This is a genomic window from Paraburkholderia sp. SIMBA_030, assembly GCF_046535245.1.
GTDB lineage: Bacteria > Pseudomonadota > Gammaproteobacteria > Burkholderiales > Burkholderiaceae > Paraburkholderia.
Genome location: NZ_JAWRXB010000010.1, coordinates 62375 through 78180 on the forward strand (window position 1 = coordinate 62375; position 15806 = coordinate 78180).

The following is a 15806-nucleotide window of genomic DNA, read 5'->3' on the forward strand; positions in this document are numbered from 1 at the left end:
AGCGTACTTCGGGAGCACGGGTGTGCCACCTGCCTATTGTTCCGTCTGCTGGCGCTCGTATTCCTTGTATTTCATCTGGATATATTCCTGCCGGCCCACCTCGTGCAGTTGTCGCGGATACTGTTCAGTTGCATCGAACCAGTTAGTCAGGCGTTGCTCCAGACGCTTGTCGGGCGAGCTGGACAGCGCGCCGAGATAAGCGTCTATCGCCAGGTAGTAGCGCATCGTATTGCGTTCCACCAGGCCGCGAACCCCGCCTATGTATTCAGTCTGTTCGGAGGCTGGACCGTCGACGGCGGTAAAACCGACCTTGTCGCTGCCAATGGTCGCCAGATAGGTTTTCATGGCGATGCGTCCCGCCATGCCGTAGCCGTACGAGTAGGTCAGGTGCAGAAAGGTCTGGTTGCCACTTATGCCTACCGCTTCGAGCACGATACGGTAATCCTTTGTGCTCAGCGGACCGCTGTCGGCGTTGAGGTCAACCCGGAAGTATCCTGGGCTCGTGGCGGCTGTGCGGTAATGGAATTGCACGCGGTAGGTGTCGGCGAGTTTCTGTTCGACTTTTCTGCCGATATTCACGCTCACCATGTCGCCATTGCTGCTGGTCGAGGCGTGGCAATACTTGGTATTGAGGTGCAGTATCAGCACATCGCACCAGTTGGCAGGGCCGTGCGCGGGGTCATCGAGCGTGCCGCTGACGGTAGCGAACGGGTAGTCCACCACGGCGTAAATGTCGCCCTTGAGCGCGGAGGGTGACTCCGCCGATTCAAGATATAGCGGACGCCGGAACGGGTTATGTTTGAGCTGTTGCGCGAGGCTCTGGTATTTGTCGCGCAAGCTCGAAGCGTCGTCCGCGCCCAACGCGAGCAGGCCGTGGCACAGCCAGCACACGACCAGGATGGCTAACATCAGCCTCGATTTCCGGGGCCTGTCGTTGCCTATGCCTTTAGCAAGCGCGACCATCAACGTGCTTCGGCCTCCCGCCTCAGGTTGTTGGCACCTACCGTGCAGCATACTCCATCGATCGTTGCAGTATTCGCGACACCAATGCTGCCCACGCCGGGCTTTTCATCTAGGTTTGACCGAAACAAAGCTGCGTGCGTTGTTGCGCTGTATGAGCACCGCTATCTCCTTGCCTGCCTTTGCTTCCAGCGCTGCCACGTCCGCCTGAGTTTCGACTAGCGTGCCATTGAGCGAAAGGACGATATCGCCGGGCTGGATGCCAGCGCTTGCCGCCGGCCCCTCGACCCTGTCAACCATCAAACCGATGGGAAGGTCGCGGGCGTGCAGCTCGTCCTGACTCAGCGGATGCATGATCAAGCCCAGGCGATCCGTTGCGCCACCTTCGCTTTGTCGAGCCTGAGGGCTTTCCGCGGACGCGCCGACCATGACCTTCGTCGTCAGCGGTTTTCGATTGCGGATCAGCTTGAGTGTGGTTATCGTCCCGGGCAGCAGTTCAGTAGCCGCCTCGCCGAGTTCGGCCGAGCGATCAATCGTCTTGTCGCCGATCTGCGTGATGACGTCACCTGGCTTGAGGCCGCTCGAGGCGGCCGGTGTGCCGGGCGCGACGGAATTGACCAGCGCACCTGCCGGTCGCGGCAGGCCAAAGGCCACCGCCAACCCGGGGCCGACGTCCTGTACCTCCACGCCAAGGCCGCCCGGAGATGTCGCGCGCAGGGCCAGCACCTGCGATCGCACCTTGGCCGCCAGGTTGATCGGGATGGCGAAGGTCAGGCTGGGGTACTTGTCCGAGTCCGCATAAATCTGCACGTCGATGCCGATCACCTCGCCTGCACGGTTGAACAGTGGGCCACCCGAATTGTCCGGGTTGGCGGAGACATCGGTTTGAAAAAACGGAAAACTGCTCCCGTCCGGGAGTGTGCGAGAGGTGGCGCTGACTATGCCGGCGGTAACGGTATTCTCGAAGCTGTCGGGCGAGCCGATCGTCAGAACCGGTTCACCGACGCGTACCCGCGACGAGTCCCCAAGTTTGACGGTCGGAAGCTTCGTGGCATCGACCTGAATCACCGCGACGTCGCTCTGGGTGTCGACCGCCAGGACCTTCGCTTTGAATTCGCGTCGATCGGTCAGTCTGACCGTCACTTCGCCAGCTTGATCCACCACGTGAGCGGTAGTCAGAATGAGACCGTCGGGGCTAACGATGAAACCGGAGCCGGTACCCGTGATGGCGCGTGGCGAACTGTCCTGAGATGCCGGCGATCGCGGCACCATGCGCTTGACGAACGCCAGAAGGGGATCGTCAGCGTCGATTGCCGCGGGGGCCGTCAGCGACGATTGCTGCTCCGGGGCAGTCGCGCTGATATTCACGACGGCGGGTCCGTATCGCTCTGCGATGGTCGGGAAGTCGACCAGTGCCGAAGCGTTGGCCGATGAAACCCGCTTTTCCTTCGCAGGCGGCGCAGCCGCGCCCGCGGCGTGTGCCGCCGGCTGCAGGCAAGGAGAGCAAGAGATAAACACAGCTATCAAGGCAGCGTGGAACAAGATGCGAGCAAGGGTCTGGTCAAACACAGTGCGCCTCCGTGGCGGGTGTGATGCCCGCGCCGGGCGCGTGAAGCGCCGGTGCGAAAAAGCGAGACCCTCGCCTATTAGGATTTATAGCGGAGCAACAGGAAAATTGCACATAGCGCTATTCCTGGGGAGCGCTTGCGACTGGCGCAGAGACCCCCGCAACGAACGTTTGCGTCGAGCCCGGTGCTGTCGGCACATTTTCGAATCGACGTCAACTAAGTAGCACGTTGAAAGGACGACAATTTTTGACCGAAAACTTTCCGCGCCTTACGGGTGGCCGAGATGGGGGCGGAATCCACCCCTTACCAGGCATTTGGAAGTGTTGTCATCACTTACCCTGAGTGCTCAACCCGTAAGGAGATCAAGCATCATGAGCATACAAGGTGTAAGCGGTTCGCAAACCAGCACAACCCTGCGCATAGACTAGACTGGTAAATAACTTCTGGCGTCAATCGAAAGGAAGACATGAAAATGGCACGCGTCCGAGTTGAGGGCTTTACCATCTCGCTTGACGGATACGGAGTTGGTCCGAATCAGGACATCAGGAATCCGCTCGGCGTGGGCGGGACAGATTTGCACCAGTGGTTAGTCCCGACACGCACGTTCCAACGGACCCTATTTGGCGCCGACGGTGGCACAACGGGGATCGATGACGACTTCGCTGCGCGGGGCTTCAAGAATGTTGGCGCCTGGATTCTCGGAAGAAACATGTTCGGACCGATTCGCGGTTCCTGGCCCGACATGAACTGGAAAGGCTGGTGGGGGGACAACCCACCCTATCACGTTCCAACTTTCATCTTGACTCATCACGCGCGCCCGCCCATCCAGATGGAAGGCGGAACGACATTCTACTTCGTCACGGGCGGTATTCACGAGGCGCTTGACCGGGCGCGCGACGCAGCCAACGGAATGGATGTGCGCATTGGCGGCGGACCTGACACTATCCAGCAATATCTTCGTACGGGCCTCATCGACGAGCTGCACGTCGCTATCTCGCCGGTCCTGCTGGGCGGGGGAGAGCGACTGTTCGAGGGGATTGACGTGCGCGCTCTGGGATACGAATGCGTTCAGTTCGTTGCGTCGGAGAAAGCCACCCATGTTGTACTCCGTCGCCAAGGGCGCAACGACGCCTAACAACCATGAAGCGTCATTCGCTCGCGCCTTCGCTCGGACATTCAGACGTCGGCTCCGCCCAGCAAACGGCCATTCAATTCGCGAAGTCAAAAGTTGCGTTATCGGCCAGAGCCGCCATTCGCGAGGCTGCAAGTCTGGGCCTCCGCGAAAGTCCGCTATCCGGAAATTGGCTTTATTGTCCGTTTTTTGAAACGCCCCCTACATCTGCAGGATGTCGATCAGCGACTCGATTGTCGCGGGCAGATTACCGCCGTTAGTTGAACATTTCCGGCCGCAAATCGCTGACTTCGACGATCACATCGGCCGGCAGGTTCAAGCGACGTGCGGCAGCGCGGATGGCTTCGCCGTCGGGTGCCTCGTACAGGCAATAGGTTTTCTTCTTATCTGCGCTAAGAAAGGAGAAAAGCCATTTAACCCCCTCCTCGTCGTTGACCCGTTTGACGAGTTCTGCGGAATCTCCGGTAACCTCGAGCTGCCCGGCGAAGTTTCGTTCAATCATGAAACGCGGCATGGTGTTCTCCCATAATCGTGTCTGCTTGCTGGACTTCCGGCTGTGCAATATGAGTATGTAATACCCCTGTGCTAATTCCTAGGCCCTGAGCTGCTCGCGGCGCCGCCGATACGCTCCAGAAGTGCGAACATCTTTAATTCTTTAGCCGTCGCAGTCGCGGTGGCGAGCAGATCTGCCGCCCATGCGCGGTCTCCCTGGCGATTGCGGGCCGACAACATGACAGCGAATTCGTGCCGGCTATGCGCCAACCATGGCCAGGCTCGCAAGCGCTCATCCATACGCAACGCGTATTCGAAATGCTCTTCGGCGGCCGACCAATCGCCAAGGGCGCCGGCGAGCATGCCGAGATACCGTGCCGCCGATCCGCAGCACACGGTGAACACAGGAACGGTTACTACCTGATCCCGGAAAGGCAGAAGAAACGCATAGACGCGCTCGGCGTGCGCGGTATCGCGGAGCCGGGCAGCAACTTCCGCAAGGTAAGTCAACGTGACGAGCCGCCTGCTGTCCATGGGGATGCACGATTCGGATTCCGCCAGCCGATCGAGAATGCGGCGGGCCTGCGCCTCGAAGCCGAGATCGCTGGCAATCAACATCAGGCCTGGCCGCCAGGTCGCGTCCTGGGGATGTTCGTCGAGAAACCGCTTGAGCAGCGGCGCGACCTCAGCGAGCCGGCTTTGTTCGCGGCGTATCGTGAACATCTGCATGCCGTGGACGCCCGCCGCGAAGTTCGCATCGACGCTCTCCGCCATTGCTAAAGACTCTTCCGCCTTACGCTCCGCCAGCGCGAAGTCACCGGCGAGGATAGCCTGCATCGCCTGCGTACCAGTCACACACCACTTGTCCACGAAGTGTTGTCCACTTGTGGCAACTTCCTGATACCTTTCCAGGGCTTTCTCGAAGCCTTGGACCTCTCCGATCTCGAGGTAGCCCGTGAGACTTCGCGCGCATGCGTGACCAATGGAATGCTCATCACCGAGATCCTCGGCGATCTGACAGAGTTCCTCCAGCACGCTTCGACGCTCTGGGAATTTCGCCGCCGGCAAATCGCGGGCGCCGACATGCATCACCTCGCACAGCAAGGCGTCGAACAAGCTTTGTCGATCTCCCAGGCGTCTCGCGAGTGCGACTGCCTGGCGAGCCATTTCGCCTCCTGGTTGGAATGCACCGGTCATGTGATGGGTGCGGACCAGTCGGCTTAACAGGCGAGAACGCTCAACTGTTTCCTCGGTGCCGATCGAAGCGAGCGCCTCTTCCAACAAGGCAATCGATGCCGCTCCAGAGCCTGCGAGAAACGTCTCCGCAGTGTCGAACCCCAGCGCCGCCTGCACGAGATACGACGATAGCTTCTCTACTCGAGCAATTTGAGCGGCCTGCCTAAAGGTTTCAATCGCATCCCGGCGACCCAATCTTTGCTCCGCCGTGCCCCGTATCAGAAGCAGAGGCAACGTACGGGTGGCCCGATCGCGCTCACCGAGCGAGAGACCTTTTGCCAATTGAAGCCCGCGCTGCGCATGGGCGATAGCCTCTTCGCAGGCTGCGCGCGCAAGCGCCCGTTCGCCGGCACGCTGCCAATAGCTGACCGCGCGATCCGGCAGATCGGCGGCAGCGAGATTCTGGGCGATCAGTTCCGGCTGCCGCTCGACTATTTCCGGGTAATGGTGCTCGAGAGCAGCGGCAATCAGACCATGGTACTGGCGGCGGCGCGCAAGCAACAGAGATTGATATGCGATTTCCTGAATCAGCGCGTGACGGAACAGATACGCGCCCCCGTCCGCTGGCGCGCCTGGCGCCGGTAGAATAATTTCCGCAACAATCAGGCGATTGAGCGTTTCCTGCAGCTCATTTTCGGGCTTGGAGGCGATCAGAGCGAGGAGCCTCCGGCCGAATTCCCGCCCGACTGTCGCCGCAATCTGGGCGGTCTCCTTGACACTCGGCTCCAGTCGATCGAGCCGGGACAGCAGCGAGCCCTGCAGCGTGTCCGGAATCGCAATCGCCTTCGGCGCCTCTTTCAATTCGTAGCTTCTGCCGGCATCGTGCAATAAGTCGCCTTGAAGCACGGTCTTCGTCAGCTCCTCAACGAAGAGCGGCACGCCGTCCGTCTTTGCGACGATCTGATCCAGCACCAGGCGTGGAAGCGGCTTGCCATCGGTCAGCCGTTCGATCATCGCGATGCAGTCCCGTCGCGAAAGCCGATCGAGATTGACCTGCACGAAATGAGGGTAGGTCCATCCCGGCTTGAACTCGGGCCGCGCCGTGAGCAGCACCAGCAGTCGCGCCGCCACTAGTCGCTCCAGCATCAGCTGCACGAACTCCAGCGAGGACGGATCGATCCAATGCACGTCTTCGACGACAACGAGAACTGGCTGAAGATGCGTCTTCTTTTCGATCATGGCGACGAGCACATCGAGGGTTCGCCGTTTGAAGGAAGAGGAGGAAGCGTCGATCGACGGATACCGTTCGGCCGTCGGAATCCCGAGCAAGGTCGTGAGCACGAGGATCGTCTCCTCGATATCGACACCGAGCGTGCCGAGCCCGGCCCCCAGCCGGTCGACATCGGAAGCGGTGAGCGCCTTGGGATCCAGGTCGAAGGCGCGCTGTAGCTGTTGTAACACCGGCCAGAACGGGCTGTTGCGATAGTATGAGGAACAGTGGAACGAAACAACCTCATGCGCATCGGCACTGATGCTGTCGCGGAAAGCCCGCAGCATGCGAGATTTTCCGATCCCCGGTTCACCGGTCAACAGCACGCAGCGCATTTCGCCGTCGGAGCTCTGCGTCCAGCGCTGCCGAAGCATGTCGAGCTCGGCCGTTCGGCCGATAAGCGGCGTCATCCCGTGGCCCGCCCTGATTTCGAAGCGGTCTACAGCATCTGCCTGCGCCAGCACACAATGGACCTGGATGGGATTAGAGACACCCTTCAGCTGGCGCCAGCCGAGGTTTTCAAGCAAAAACAATCCTTGGATCAACCGCTCGGTGCCCGGGCCGACGACGATCGCGTCGGGCGGAGCCAGAGATTGCAGCCTTGCAGCGACGATCGGGGTCTCTCCGACGACCGCCTGGCGATCCAGCGAGGATCCGGCGCCGATTTCGCCGGCGACGACCAAACCGGTCTCGATCCCGATACGCAACTGCAGACGCACGCCGGTCTCGGCTTCGATACGATCATTAGCCTGACGAAGAGCTGAGATGACGGCGAGGCCGGCGAGTACCGCGCGCACGGCATCGTCTTCATGCGCATTGGGGTAGCCGAAATAGACGAGTAGCCCATCACCAATATACTGCGCAATATGGCCCTCATGGGCTTCGATCGCGCTGGCGCAGGCTTGGTGAAAGATCCCGAGCACGCGTCGCATGTCCTCGGGATCAAGCCGCTCTGTTAGCGGCGTCGAGTCGATCAGGTCGACGAACATCACGGTGAGCTGTCGCCTCTCAGCCTCGAGGGCCCCGGCCGCAGACAACGGAGGCTGTTCCTGCCGCTCAAATACGTGTTCGCGCGATGGAGTCCGTGCGTCGGTCAGCGCCGCAAGCGCTTTCAGCAGCCGCTTCCGGTCGCCCAGAGGCAGACCAAGCTCTTTTAGGTCATGTTCCGAGAGGTCGCCAAGCACATCCCAATCGATCCCTTGCGAGGCGAACGTCGCGGCGTGCCCACCGAGCCCAACCTGCACCAGCCATCTCGTCAGATCGTCGGCCATCGCGTGATCTCTTGTCGAACCACCACACCACCAGGGCGTGTCGTCTCGATCTACTCCATCGCGGTTCTTTGCCTGCCAGGGCTCACGGTCCTGGACGGCCCAATGCGTTGGGGCGCCCTCGCGGCAAATTGCTCGACGCATGGCTTCCACAGTCAGCCTTGGTCTTGCCTCTCGTCGCCTATACTCCCGTCCACGACTATGATCCGCGAGGTGGCGCAACTTGTCCAGGGCACTTGCACGCAGTGCACAATCCGCGATCGGAGTGCTTCCGCAGTCAGAACAACGTCTGCGCTCGACTCAAGTTGGCCCGAAGCGGCCGATCACGGATCTTGCGTGGATCGGCTCACATGGGTCGTCCCGAGCCGGCCGTCATCCATCTTGGCTTCGCCAGGAAGGCACGGTCGTCTCCACACCCTCTGCCGATTCAATCGTCGTACACATGCTCCGTCACCGGGCCGTTTTCCGCTAGAGCATTGCATCCTTCGGCAACTGTGCGTACGCAAACGCGCGTACATGTGCCACAAACTTCTTCACCAGCAACGAAGGCGGCCGTTGCGACGGCAACAGCACGGAGAAATCCGTCCCGATCACCGGCTCGAAGCGCCGGAACACGACATCCGTGCCGCGATACTCAAGCGCCGCGACCGGATCGATAATCGCGATCCCCATCCCCGCTGCGACAAAGGAACAGATGCCCGCGGACGTCTGCGTCTCCACCATCAGCTTGCGCTCGATACCATGCGAGGCGAACAGCGCGTCGATCTCATAGCGCGATTGCAGACCGCGCCAGTGCGACACGAACGGCTCGTTGCGAAAATCTTCAGGCACTAGCGTGACTTTCGCGGCGAGCGGATGGGCTGCCGGCAGCGCGCAGACCATGCGGGTCGACATTAATAGTTCGCCGTGTGCACTCGGTGTAGTCAACGCGAGAATCACGAAGCCGACGTCGCAGCGATGTTCGACCACCATGTCGAGCACGGTGCGCGACGCATGCGAGGCGAGCGATATTTCCACGCCCGTATGCAACGCGCTGAATTCAGCAATCGCGCGCGGCAGAAACGATAGCGCCAACGCGGGCGCACTCGCGATTTGCAGCATGCCGCGCTGCGATGCGCGAATCTCCAGCGCGGCGCGCTCGATCCGCTCCACGCCGACCAACGAACGCTGCACCTCCTCATGCAGCGCAAACGCCTCCGGCGTCGGCTGCAAACGCCCGTGCGTGCGGTCGAACAGCGCAAAACCGGTGCTCTCCTCCAGATCGCTGACGAGCCGAGTCACCGCGGGTTGAGACACGTGCAGCATTTCTGCCGCCCGCGTGACGGTGCGGCACACCATGACAGCGTTGAACGCTTCCAACTGACGGATCTTCATGAGGATTGCCGCTGAAAAGGCATAAGTGAATGTTATACGACACAGAAAAAATTCGATTTCACGCTGCTTTTTTTTCTCAATAAGCTGGCTCCACTGCCGGACGCGTAGCGTATTCGCGACACGGCAGGGCGATAACCTGGTGATATCCCCGATTGAGTTGCGTGCGCTATGGGCGCTGGTGAGGAGAAAATAGAATGGCTACACGTTTGTTATGGTTGCTGGGTGCTGTGGGCGGCCTCGCCGCCAGTTGCGCGTTGCCCGCGCTAGCGGCGCCGACGCTGTATCTCGGCTCATACGGCGGTTCCACGCAGGACCTGTTTCAGAAAAAAATCATCCCGGCGTTCGAAGCCAATCACGACGCCAAGATCGTCTACGTGCCCGGCAACTCGACCGATACGCTCGCGAAGCTGCAGGCGCAAAAGTCTAAAGAAGAACTCGACGTCGTGCTGCTGGATGACGGCCCGATGTATCAGGCCACGCAATTCGGCTTTTGCGACAAACTGCAGGATGCGCCGGTCTACAAGGACCTTTACGACATCGGCAAGATGAACGCGAATGCGACGTCGGTGGGCGTGGTCGCTACCGGCCTCGTCTACAACACGGAGGCCTTCAGGAAGGCCGGCCTGCCGAAGCCGGATTCGTGGGAAGTGCTAACCGACAAACGCCTGCGCCAGAAGATCGCGATTCCGCCGATCAATAACACCTACGGTCTGCAAACGCTGCTCACCTATGCGCGGCTGCGCAACGGCAGCGATCACAACATCGATCCAGGCATGACGGCGCTGGCGAGGGAAGTCGGCCCGAACGTACTGGCTTGGGAGCCGTCGCCGGGCAAGATGACGGAAATGTTCCAGAACGGCGACGTTACGCTGGGGGTGTGGGGCAGTGGCCGCGTCGCGGCGCTCAAGGCAACCGGCTTTCCGGTCGAATTCGTCTATCCGAAAGAAGGCTCCCCGGCGATGTTCACCGCGGCGTGTCCGGTCGTGCATAGCGATGTCGCCGCGCTCTCGCAGCAGTTCATCCAGTTTCTGCTGTCGCCGCAGGTACAAGCCTGGCTCGCCGAAGGGCAGGGCTGGGGCCCCGTCAACCGGAACACCAGGCTCACGCCGCAGGTTGCCGCGACCGTGCCATACACGCCGGAGCAGATCGGCCGGCTGGTGAAGACGGACTGGACCTTCGTCAACGAGAAGCGCTCCGACTGGACCAATCGCTGGAATCGCACCGTCGAACGGTAAGGCACGACACCATGAGCTTCCTCACTCTGGATGGCCTCGGCAAGGCCTACGGCGAATTCAACGCGGTCGAGAGCATCAATCTGTCGATCGAACGCGGTGAATTCGTCTCGCTGCTCGGACCGTCGGGCTGCGGCAAGACCACCACGCTGCAGATGATTGCGGGTTTCGTCGACCCCACGCGCGGCCACATCTTGCTGAACGGTGCGGATATCACGCGTGAGCGGCCGGAAAAGCGCGGCATGGGCATCGTGTTTCAGAGCTACGCGCTGTTTCCGCACATGACGGTCGGCAATAACGTCGGCTTCGGTCTGGACATGCGCAACGTGACGCGCGGCGAACGCGCCACGCGCATTGCCGAAGTGCTCGAGATGGTGCGGCTCACCGGCCTCGACAAGCGCTATCCGCGCGAGTTGTCCGGCGGACAGCGCCAGCGCGTCGCAATTGCCCGCGCGCTGGCGATTCGACCGCAAGTGTTGTTGCTCGACGAACCCATGTCGAACCTCGACGCGAAGCTGCGCGAAGACATGCACGTGGAACTGCGCGCGATCCAGAAGAAGCTCGGCATTACGACGATCCTCGTCACGCACGATCAGGTCGAAGCGATGACGATGAGCGACCGCATCGCAGTGATGCACGGCGGTCGTATCGTGCAGACCGGCTCGCCGTTCGATGCGTACGAGAAGCCGGAGTCGGTGTTCGCTTCGGGTTTTCTCGGCAAGACGAATGCATTACGCGGCACCGTCGAGCAGATGAACGACCGTTGCGCGGTAGTACGGGTCGGCGCCAGCGTGATGAAGGTGCCGCATGGCGGCCGCCGCTTCGAGGGCGACGTGCAGCTTTATGTGCGGCCCGAACGCGTCGCGCTTACCGATTCGTCCGCTGCCGATGCGACGTTGCAAGGCCGCGTGACGGCCTGTCTGTTCCTCGGCAACCACTGGATGCTGCAGATCGAGACGCCGCTCGGCACGGTGCGCGCGAGCCTGCCGAATCTCGGCACCGCGCCGCCGCCCGAAGGCGAAACGGTGGGCGTGCACTGGTCCGACGACGCCGTGCGTATCCTCGCGGAGACCGCACATGGCTGATTCCTCGCATTCCCCACTCCCGGCGCCGGTTCGGGCTGCGCCACGGTCGAACGCTGAGCGGGCCAACGCCGCGCCATGGCTGCTCGCCGGTCCCGCCTTGTTGCTGTTCTGTGGACTGCTGCTCGTGCCGTTGCTTTTGACGGCCGTGCTGTCCTTCCACGCATTCGACGGTACCCAGGGCGTGTTGCCGAGCTTCACGCTGTCGAACTACGTGGAAGTGCTGAGCGACGGCTACTACCACGAGATTTTTTTGCGCACGGGCGGTATGGCGCTTGCGGTGACGCTGCTGTGCGTGGTGCTCGGCGTGCCGGAGACCATTATCCTCGCGCGGATGAAAAGTCCATGGCGCTCGATCTTTCTGATCGTGATTCTGGGTCCGCTGCTGATTTCAGTCGTGGTACGCACACTCGGCTGGGCAATCCTGCTCGGCAATAACGGCTTGCTTAACGACGCACTGCAGGCGCTCGGCATCACCAGCGAACCGGTCAAGCTGGTGTTCACGATGACCGGCGTGATCATCGGCCTCACACACGTGCTGGTGCCGTTCATGGTGATCGCCGTGTGGGCCACGCTGCAAAAGCTCGATCTGCAAGTCGAAAACGCCGCGCGTTCGTTGGGTGCGCAACCGTTCGCGGTGTTTCGCCGGGTGGTGTTGCCGCAGTTGCTGCCGGGCGTGCTGTCCGGTTCGATCATCGTGTTCGCGCTGGCGGCGTCCGCGTTCGCTACGCCCGCGCTGCTGGGGGGCCGTCGTCTGAAGGTTGCAGCCACCGCGGCCTACGACGAGTTCCTCAACACGCTGAACTGGCCCCTCGGCGCGACCATCGCGGTGCTGTTGCTGATTGCGAATATCGTCATCATTCTCGGCTGCAACCGTTGGATCGAGCGGCGTTTCCGCGCGGTTTTCGAGGGCTGACGTCATGCGCAAAAACAACTGGCTCGCGCTGTGTTATCACACGCTCTTCGTGCTCTTCATCGTCGCGCCGCTGCTGGTGGTGATCGCGGTGTCGTTTACCGATAAGGGCTACATTTCGATGCCCACCACGGGTCTGTCGCTGCGCTGGTTCCGCGCGATCGCCGACGCGCCGGACATTCTCGATGTACAACCAGATCGCGCAAACCATCGATCCGCTCGTCGCCTCGGTGTCGACCGTGCTGATCGTGGGCACCGCGATTCTGATGGTGGTGATGGACCGCATTGTCGGCCTCGATCGCGTGCTGATCGGCAAAAACTGAAACAGATGATGAACTCTTCCGATGTACTGGTGATCGGCGGCGGCCTGGTCGGTACGGCCGTTGCCTATGGACTTGCCCGCGAGGGGCTGAAGGTCGGCGTACTCGACGAAGGCGACGACGCTTTCCGTGCTTCACGCGGCAACTTCGGCCTCGTGTGGGTACAGGGCAAGGGCTACGGCATGTCGCCGTACGCGAGATGGACGCGCGGTTCGGCGACGCGCTGGCCGATCCTGCGCGAATCCCTGCTCGACGAAACCGATATCGACGTCCAGCTGAAGCAGCCCGGCGGCTTCCATTTCTGCTTCAGCGAGACGGAATGGCAGGAACGCGCGGCGCGTCTGCAGGCGATCCGCGCCGATCTGAACGGCGACTATCCGTTCGAGATGATCGGTCACGCCGAATTGAAACGCCGCTTGCCGGCCATCGGCCCGCAGGTGATCGGCGCGAGCTATTCGCCGATGGATGGTCACGCGAATCCGCTCAAGTTGCTGCGCGCGTTGCATACCGCGTGCGGCAAGCGAGGTGTGAAAATGACGCCGGGTGTGCGGGCGCAGCGTATCGAACGCGATGGCAGCGGCTTTGTCGTCGAAGCAGGTGGACTGCGTTTTCATGCGGGACGTGTGGTGCTGGCCGCGGGGCTCGGCAATCGGGCGCTGGCGCAGCAGGTCGGCATTCATGCGCCGGTCGCGCCGAACCGCGGGCAGGTGCTGATCGCCGAGCGGGTCTCGCATTTCCTCGATTTCCCCACGACCTATGTGCGGCAGACCGATGAAGGGACCGTGCAGATCGGCGATTCGATGGAAGACGTCGGCTTCAACGACGGTGTGACCGCCGATGTCGTGAGCCATATCGCATGGCGCGGCGTGCGCAGTTTCCCCGCGCTGGGCGAAGTGAAGCTGGTGCGCGCATGGGGCGCATTGCGCGTGATGAGCCCCGATGGCTTGCCGATCTATCAACAATCATCCACTTGCCCGGGCGCGTACGTCGTGACCTGCCATAGCGGCGTCACGCTCGCGGCCGCTCATGCATTGCACGTCGCGCCGTGGATTGCGAAAGACCTCACGCCTGCCGGCATCGAACATTTCTCCGGCGAGCGCTTCTTGCAGACCGACAAGGTATTCACACATGGTCACTGACAGTCTTTTCAAAGTGCTGCCCGCCCAGGCCAAAGACGACACAACCGGTACCGTCACCATCTCGTTTGACGGAAAGGCGCTGCGTGTACCGCAGGGCGCGAGCGTTGCCGCGGCCTTGCTCGCGGCCGGGATCGAACGTTTTCGCACGACGCCGGTGAGCGGCACGGCACGCGCGCCGTATTGCATGATGGGCGCGTGCTTCGAATGTCTCGTCGAAATCGACGGCGTGGCGAACCGGCAGAGCTGTCTCGTGCCGGTAGCCGAAGGCATGATCGTTCGTTCGCAACTCGGCATGCGCGAATTGAACGACTTCATTACGTTGGCGGGAGGCACGCGCGATGAACGCTAATTACGTGGATCTGGTGATCGTCGGTGCGGGGCCGGCCGGCATGGCCGCCGCAACCGTCGCGGCGCAACGCGGTTTGAGCGTGACCGTGCTCGATGAGCAGGCCGCGCCCGGCGGGCAGATCTATCGCGCGATTACGCAGACCAATGCGCGGCGCCTGAACATTCTCGGTCCGGACTATGCCGCGGGCAGTGAATTGGCAAGCGCCTTCGCCACGAGCGGTGCGAAACACGAACGCGGTGCATCGGTATGGCAGGTGACGGCGGAACGCAGCGTCGATTACGTGCAGGACGGCGTGGTGAAATCGCTGCAAGCCGGCTCGATCATCCTTTGCAGCGGCGCGATGGAGCGGCCGTTTCCGATTCCGGGCTGGACGCTGCCGGGCGTACTGACGGCCGGTGCCGCGCAGATTCTGCTGAAGAGCGCCGAAGTCGTGCCGTCGCAGCCGGTCGTGCTGGCGGGCTGCGGGCCGCTGCTGTATCTGCTCGGCTGGCAGTATCTGCGCGCGGGTGTGCCGATCCGCGCCATCGTCGATACGACTGCGAGTGCCGACTATCGCCGTGCGCTCGTGCATCTGGGCGGCGCACTGAAGGGTTGGCGGCAGCTTGCGAAAGGGCTGAGGCTGATGCGCGCGTTGAAACGCGCTGGTGTGCCGTTTCATCAGGGCGCGACGAACCTCGCGCTCGAAGGCATGGACGTGCTCGCCGCGGTCCGCTTCACCGTCGACGGCAACGCGCGGCGCATTCCCGCCGAGGTCGTGCTGCTGCATCAGGGCGTCGTGCCGAATACGCAGATCAGCTGGTCGTTGCGCGCGCAACATAAGTGGGACGATGCGCAACTGTGCTGGGTACCCGTTACCGACGCATGGGGCGAACTCGACGTGCCCGGCATCTACGTCGCGGGCGACAGCCGCGGCATTGGCGGTGCGCAGGCTGCGGCGGAACAGGGCCGGCTCGCGGCGCTGGAGATCGTGCAGCGGACCGGCCGCATCGACCGCGCGACGCGTGACTCGCTGGCCGCACCTGTCGCACGGGCGTTGCGGGAGACGCTGCACCTCCGGCCGTTTCTCGATGCGCTCTATCGGCCGAAGGATGCCAATCGCATCCCGGCGGACGAGGTCACCGTTTGCCGCTGCGAAGAGGTGACCGCAGGACAGTTGCGCGGCCTCGTGAAGCTCGGCTGCCTCGGCCCGAATCAGGCGAAGTCGTTCGGCCGCTGCGGCATGGGGCCGTGTCAGGGCCGTCTTTGCGGGCTGACCGTTACCGAGGTGATCGCGGATGCGCGGGGCGTGTCACCCGCCGAGGTCGGTTATTACCGAGTGCGTCCGCCGATCAAGCCGGTCACGCTCGCCGAACTCGCGGCCGCGCATGAAGCGGCGCTGCAGCGCGCGGTGCAACCGGCCGGGACGTCCGCCGAAGCCCACGGCACCGCTGCACGATGAGCGGCACGGTCGGAGCCGCAGGTGCCGATGTCGTGGTGATCGGCGGCGGCTTGCATGGTTTGTCGAGCGCGCTGCATCTGACGCGGCGCGGCG

12 protein-coding genes and 2 pseudogenes are annotated in these 15806 nt (G+C 62.2%); 9 read left to right on the forward strand and 5 right to left on the reverse strand.

Translation table 11 applies throughout. The features are described 5' to 3' along the window. Nucleotides 1-33 precede the first annotated feature (33 nt). Entirely contained in the window at nt 34-963 is a 930-nt protein-coding gene (locus tag SB772_RS18325; RefSeq protein ID WP_410834848.1) for a hypothetical protein, read from the reverse strand. A gap of 105 nt (nt 964-1068) precedes the next feature. Further along, nucleotides 1069-2529: a trypsin-like peptidase domain-containing protein gene (locus tag SB772_RS18330; RefSeq protein WP_410834639.1), complete on the reverse strand. Its 1461-nt coding sequence runs from the start codon at nt 2527-2529 to the stop codon at nt 1069-1071. Between the two features lie 471 nt (nt 2530-3000). Here SB772_RS18330 and SB772_RS18335 point away from each other — a divergent pair, with 471 nt between their 5' ends. After that, nucleotides 3001-3663 carry a dihydrofolate reductase family protein gene (locus tag SB772_RS18335; RefSeq protein ID WP_410834849.1) on the forward strand — a complete coding sequence of 221 codons (663 nt, stop codon included), beginning with the start codon at nt 3001-3003 and terminating at the stop codon, nt 3661-3663. A 253-nt stretch (nt 3664-3916) separates the two neighbouring features. Here the strand turns inward: SB772_RS18335 and SB772_RS18340 are convergent, their stop codons facing one another. From SB772_RS18340 to SB772_RS18350, 3 genes are all read right to left on the reverse strand, one after another. Continuing rightward, a complete protein-coding gene (locus SB772_RS18340; protein WP_410834640.1) occupies nt 3917-4174 on the reverse strand; it encodes a DUF4242 domain-containing protein in 258 nt (85 codons plus the stop codon). Nucleotides 4175-4245: 71 nt separating this feature from the next. Next, nucleotides 4246-7869 (reverse strand): AAA family ATPase, encoded by a 3624-nt coding sequence (locus SB772_RS18345; protein WP_410834641.1) that lies wholly within the window; start codon nt 7867-7869, stop codon nt 4246-4248. Nucleotides 7870-8334: 465 nt separating this feature from the next. After that, nucleotides 8335-9240 carry a LysR substrate-binding domain-containing protein gene (locus SB772_RS18350; protein ID WP_410834642.1) on the reverse strand — a complete coding sequence of 302 codons (906 nt, stop codon included), beginning with the start codon at nt 9238-9240 and terminating at the stop codon, nt 8335-8337. 194 nt (nt 9241-9434) lie between these two features. Here SB772_RS18350 and SB772_RS18355 point away from each other — a divergent pair, with 194 nt between their 5' ends. The 8 genes and pseudogenes from SB772_RS18355 to SB772_RS18390 all read left to right on the forward strand — a co-directional run. Continuing rightward, entirely contained in the window at nt 9435-10475 is a 1041-nt protein-coding gene (locus SB772_RS18355) for an ABC transporter substrate-binding protein (protein WP_410834643.1), read from the forward strand. A gap of 11 nt (nt 10476-10486) precedes the next feature. Then, nucleotides 10487-11557, forward strand: coding sequence for an ABC transporter ATP-binding protein (locus SB772_RS18360; RefSeq protein WP_410834644.1), 1071 nt, complete (start codon nt 10487-10489; stop codon nt 11555-11557). After that, a complete protein-coding gene (locus SB772_RS18365; protein ID WP_410834645.1) occupies nt 11550-12470 on the forward strand; it encodes an ABC transporter permease in 921 nt (306 codons plus the stop codon). Before SB772_RS18360 ends, SB772_RS18365 begins: the two co-directional genes overlap by 8 nt. Before the next feature lie 179 nt (nt 12471-12649). After that, nucleotides 12650-12790 (forward strand): annotated as a pseudogene (locus SB772_RS18370) (ABC transporter permease); the annotation flags it as partial. 8 nt (nt 12791-12798) lie between these two features. Next, a complete protein-coding gene (locus SB772_RS18375; RefSeq protein WP_410834850.1) occupies nt 12799-13926 on the forward strand; it encodes an NAD(P)/FAD-dependent oxidoreductase in 1128 nt (375 codons plus the stop codon). Next, on the forward strand, nt 13916-14275 hold the full coding sequence (locus SB772_RS18380) for a (2Fe-2S)-binding protein (protein WP_410834646.1): 360 nt from the start codon (nt 13916-13918) through the stop codon (nt 14273-14275). The genes SB772_RS18375 and SB772_RS18380 overlap by 11 nt, the downstream gene beginning before the upstream one ends. Further along, nucleotides 14265-15713, forward strand: a complete 1449-nt coding sequence (locus SB772_RS18385; protein ID WP_410834647.1) for an NAD(P)/FAD-dependent oxidoreductase — start codon at nt 14265-14267, stop codon at nt 15711-15713. Before SB772_RS18380 ends, SB772_RS18385 begins: the two co-directional genes overlap by 11 nt. Next, nucleotides 15710-15793 (forward strand): annotated as a pseudogene (locus tag SB772_RS18390) (hypothetical protein); the annotation flags it as partial. The gene SB772_RS18385 and the pseudogene SB772_RS18390, both read left to right, overlap by 4 nt. Nucleotides 15794-15806 lie beyond the last annotated feature (13 nt).

What these genes read in the sequence shown, in the direction of transcription:
- SB772_RS18365 (WP_410834645.1), top strand. Translation starts at nt 11,550, where the DNA reads ATGGCTGATTCCTCGCATTCCCCACTCCCGGCGCCGGTTCGGGCTGCG.
- SB772_RS18325 (WP_410834848.1), bottom strand. Translation starts at nt 963, where the DNA reads ATGGTCGCGCTTGCTAAAGGCATAGGCAACGACAGGCCCCGGAAATCG.
- SB772_RS18355 (WP_410834643.1), top strand. Translation starts at nt 9,435, where the DNA reads ATGGCTACACGTTTGTTATGGTTGCTGGGTGCTGTGGGCGGCCTCGCC.
- SB772_RS18385 (WP_410834647.1), top strand. Translation starts at nt 14,265, where the DNA reads ATGAACGCTAATTACGTGGATCTGGTGATCGTCGGTGCGGGGCCGGCC.
- SB772_RS18375 (WP_410834850.1), top strand. Translation starts at nt 12,799, where the DNA reads ATGAACTCTTCCGATGTACTGGTGATCGGCGGCGGCCTGGTCGGTACG.
- SB772_RS18360 (WP_410834644.1), top strand. Translation starts at nt 10,487, where the DNA reads ATGAGCTTCCTCACTCTGGATGGCCTCGGCAAGGCCTACGGCGAATTC.
- SB772_RS18335 (WP_410834849.1), top strand. Translation starts at nt 3,001, where the DNA reads ATGGCACGCGTCCGAGTTGAGGGCTTTACCATCTCGCTTGACGGATAC.
- SB772_RS18350 (WP_410834642.1), bottom strand. Translation starts at nt 9,240, where the DNA reads ATGAAGATCCGTCAGTTGGAAGCGTTCAACGCTGTCATGGTGTGCCGC.
- SB772_RS18380 (WP_410834646.1), top strand. Translation starts at nt 13,916, where the DNA reads ATGGTCACTGACAGTCTTTTCAAAGTGCTGCCCGCCCAGGCCAAAGAC.
- SB772_RS18340 (WP_410834640.1), bottom strand. Translation starts at nt 4,174, where the DNA reads ATGCCGCGTTTCATGATTGAACGAAACTTCGCCGGGCAGCTCGAGGTT.
- SB772_RS18345 (WP_410834641.1), bottom strand. Translation starts at nt 7,869, where the DNA reads ATGGCCGACGATCTGACGAGATGGCTGGTGCAGGTTGGGCTCGGTGGG.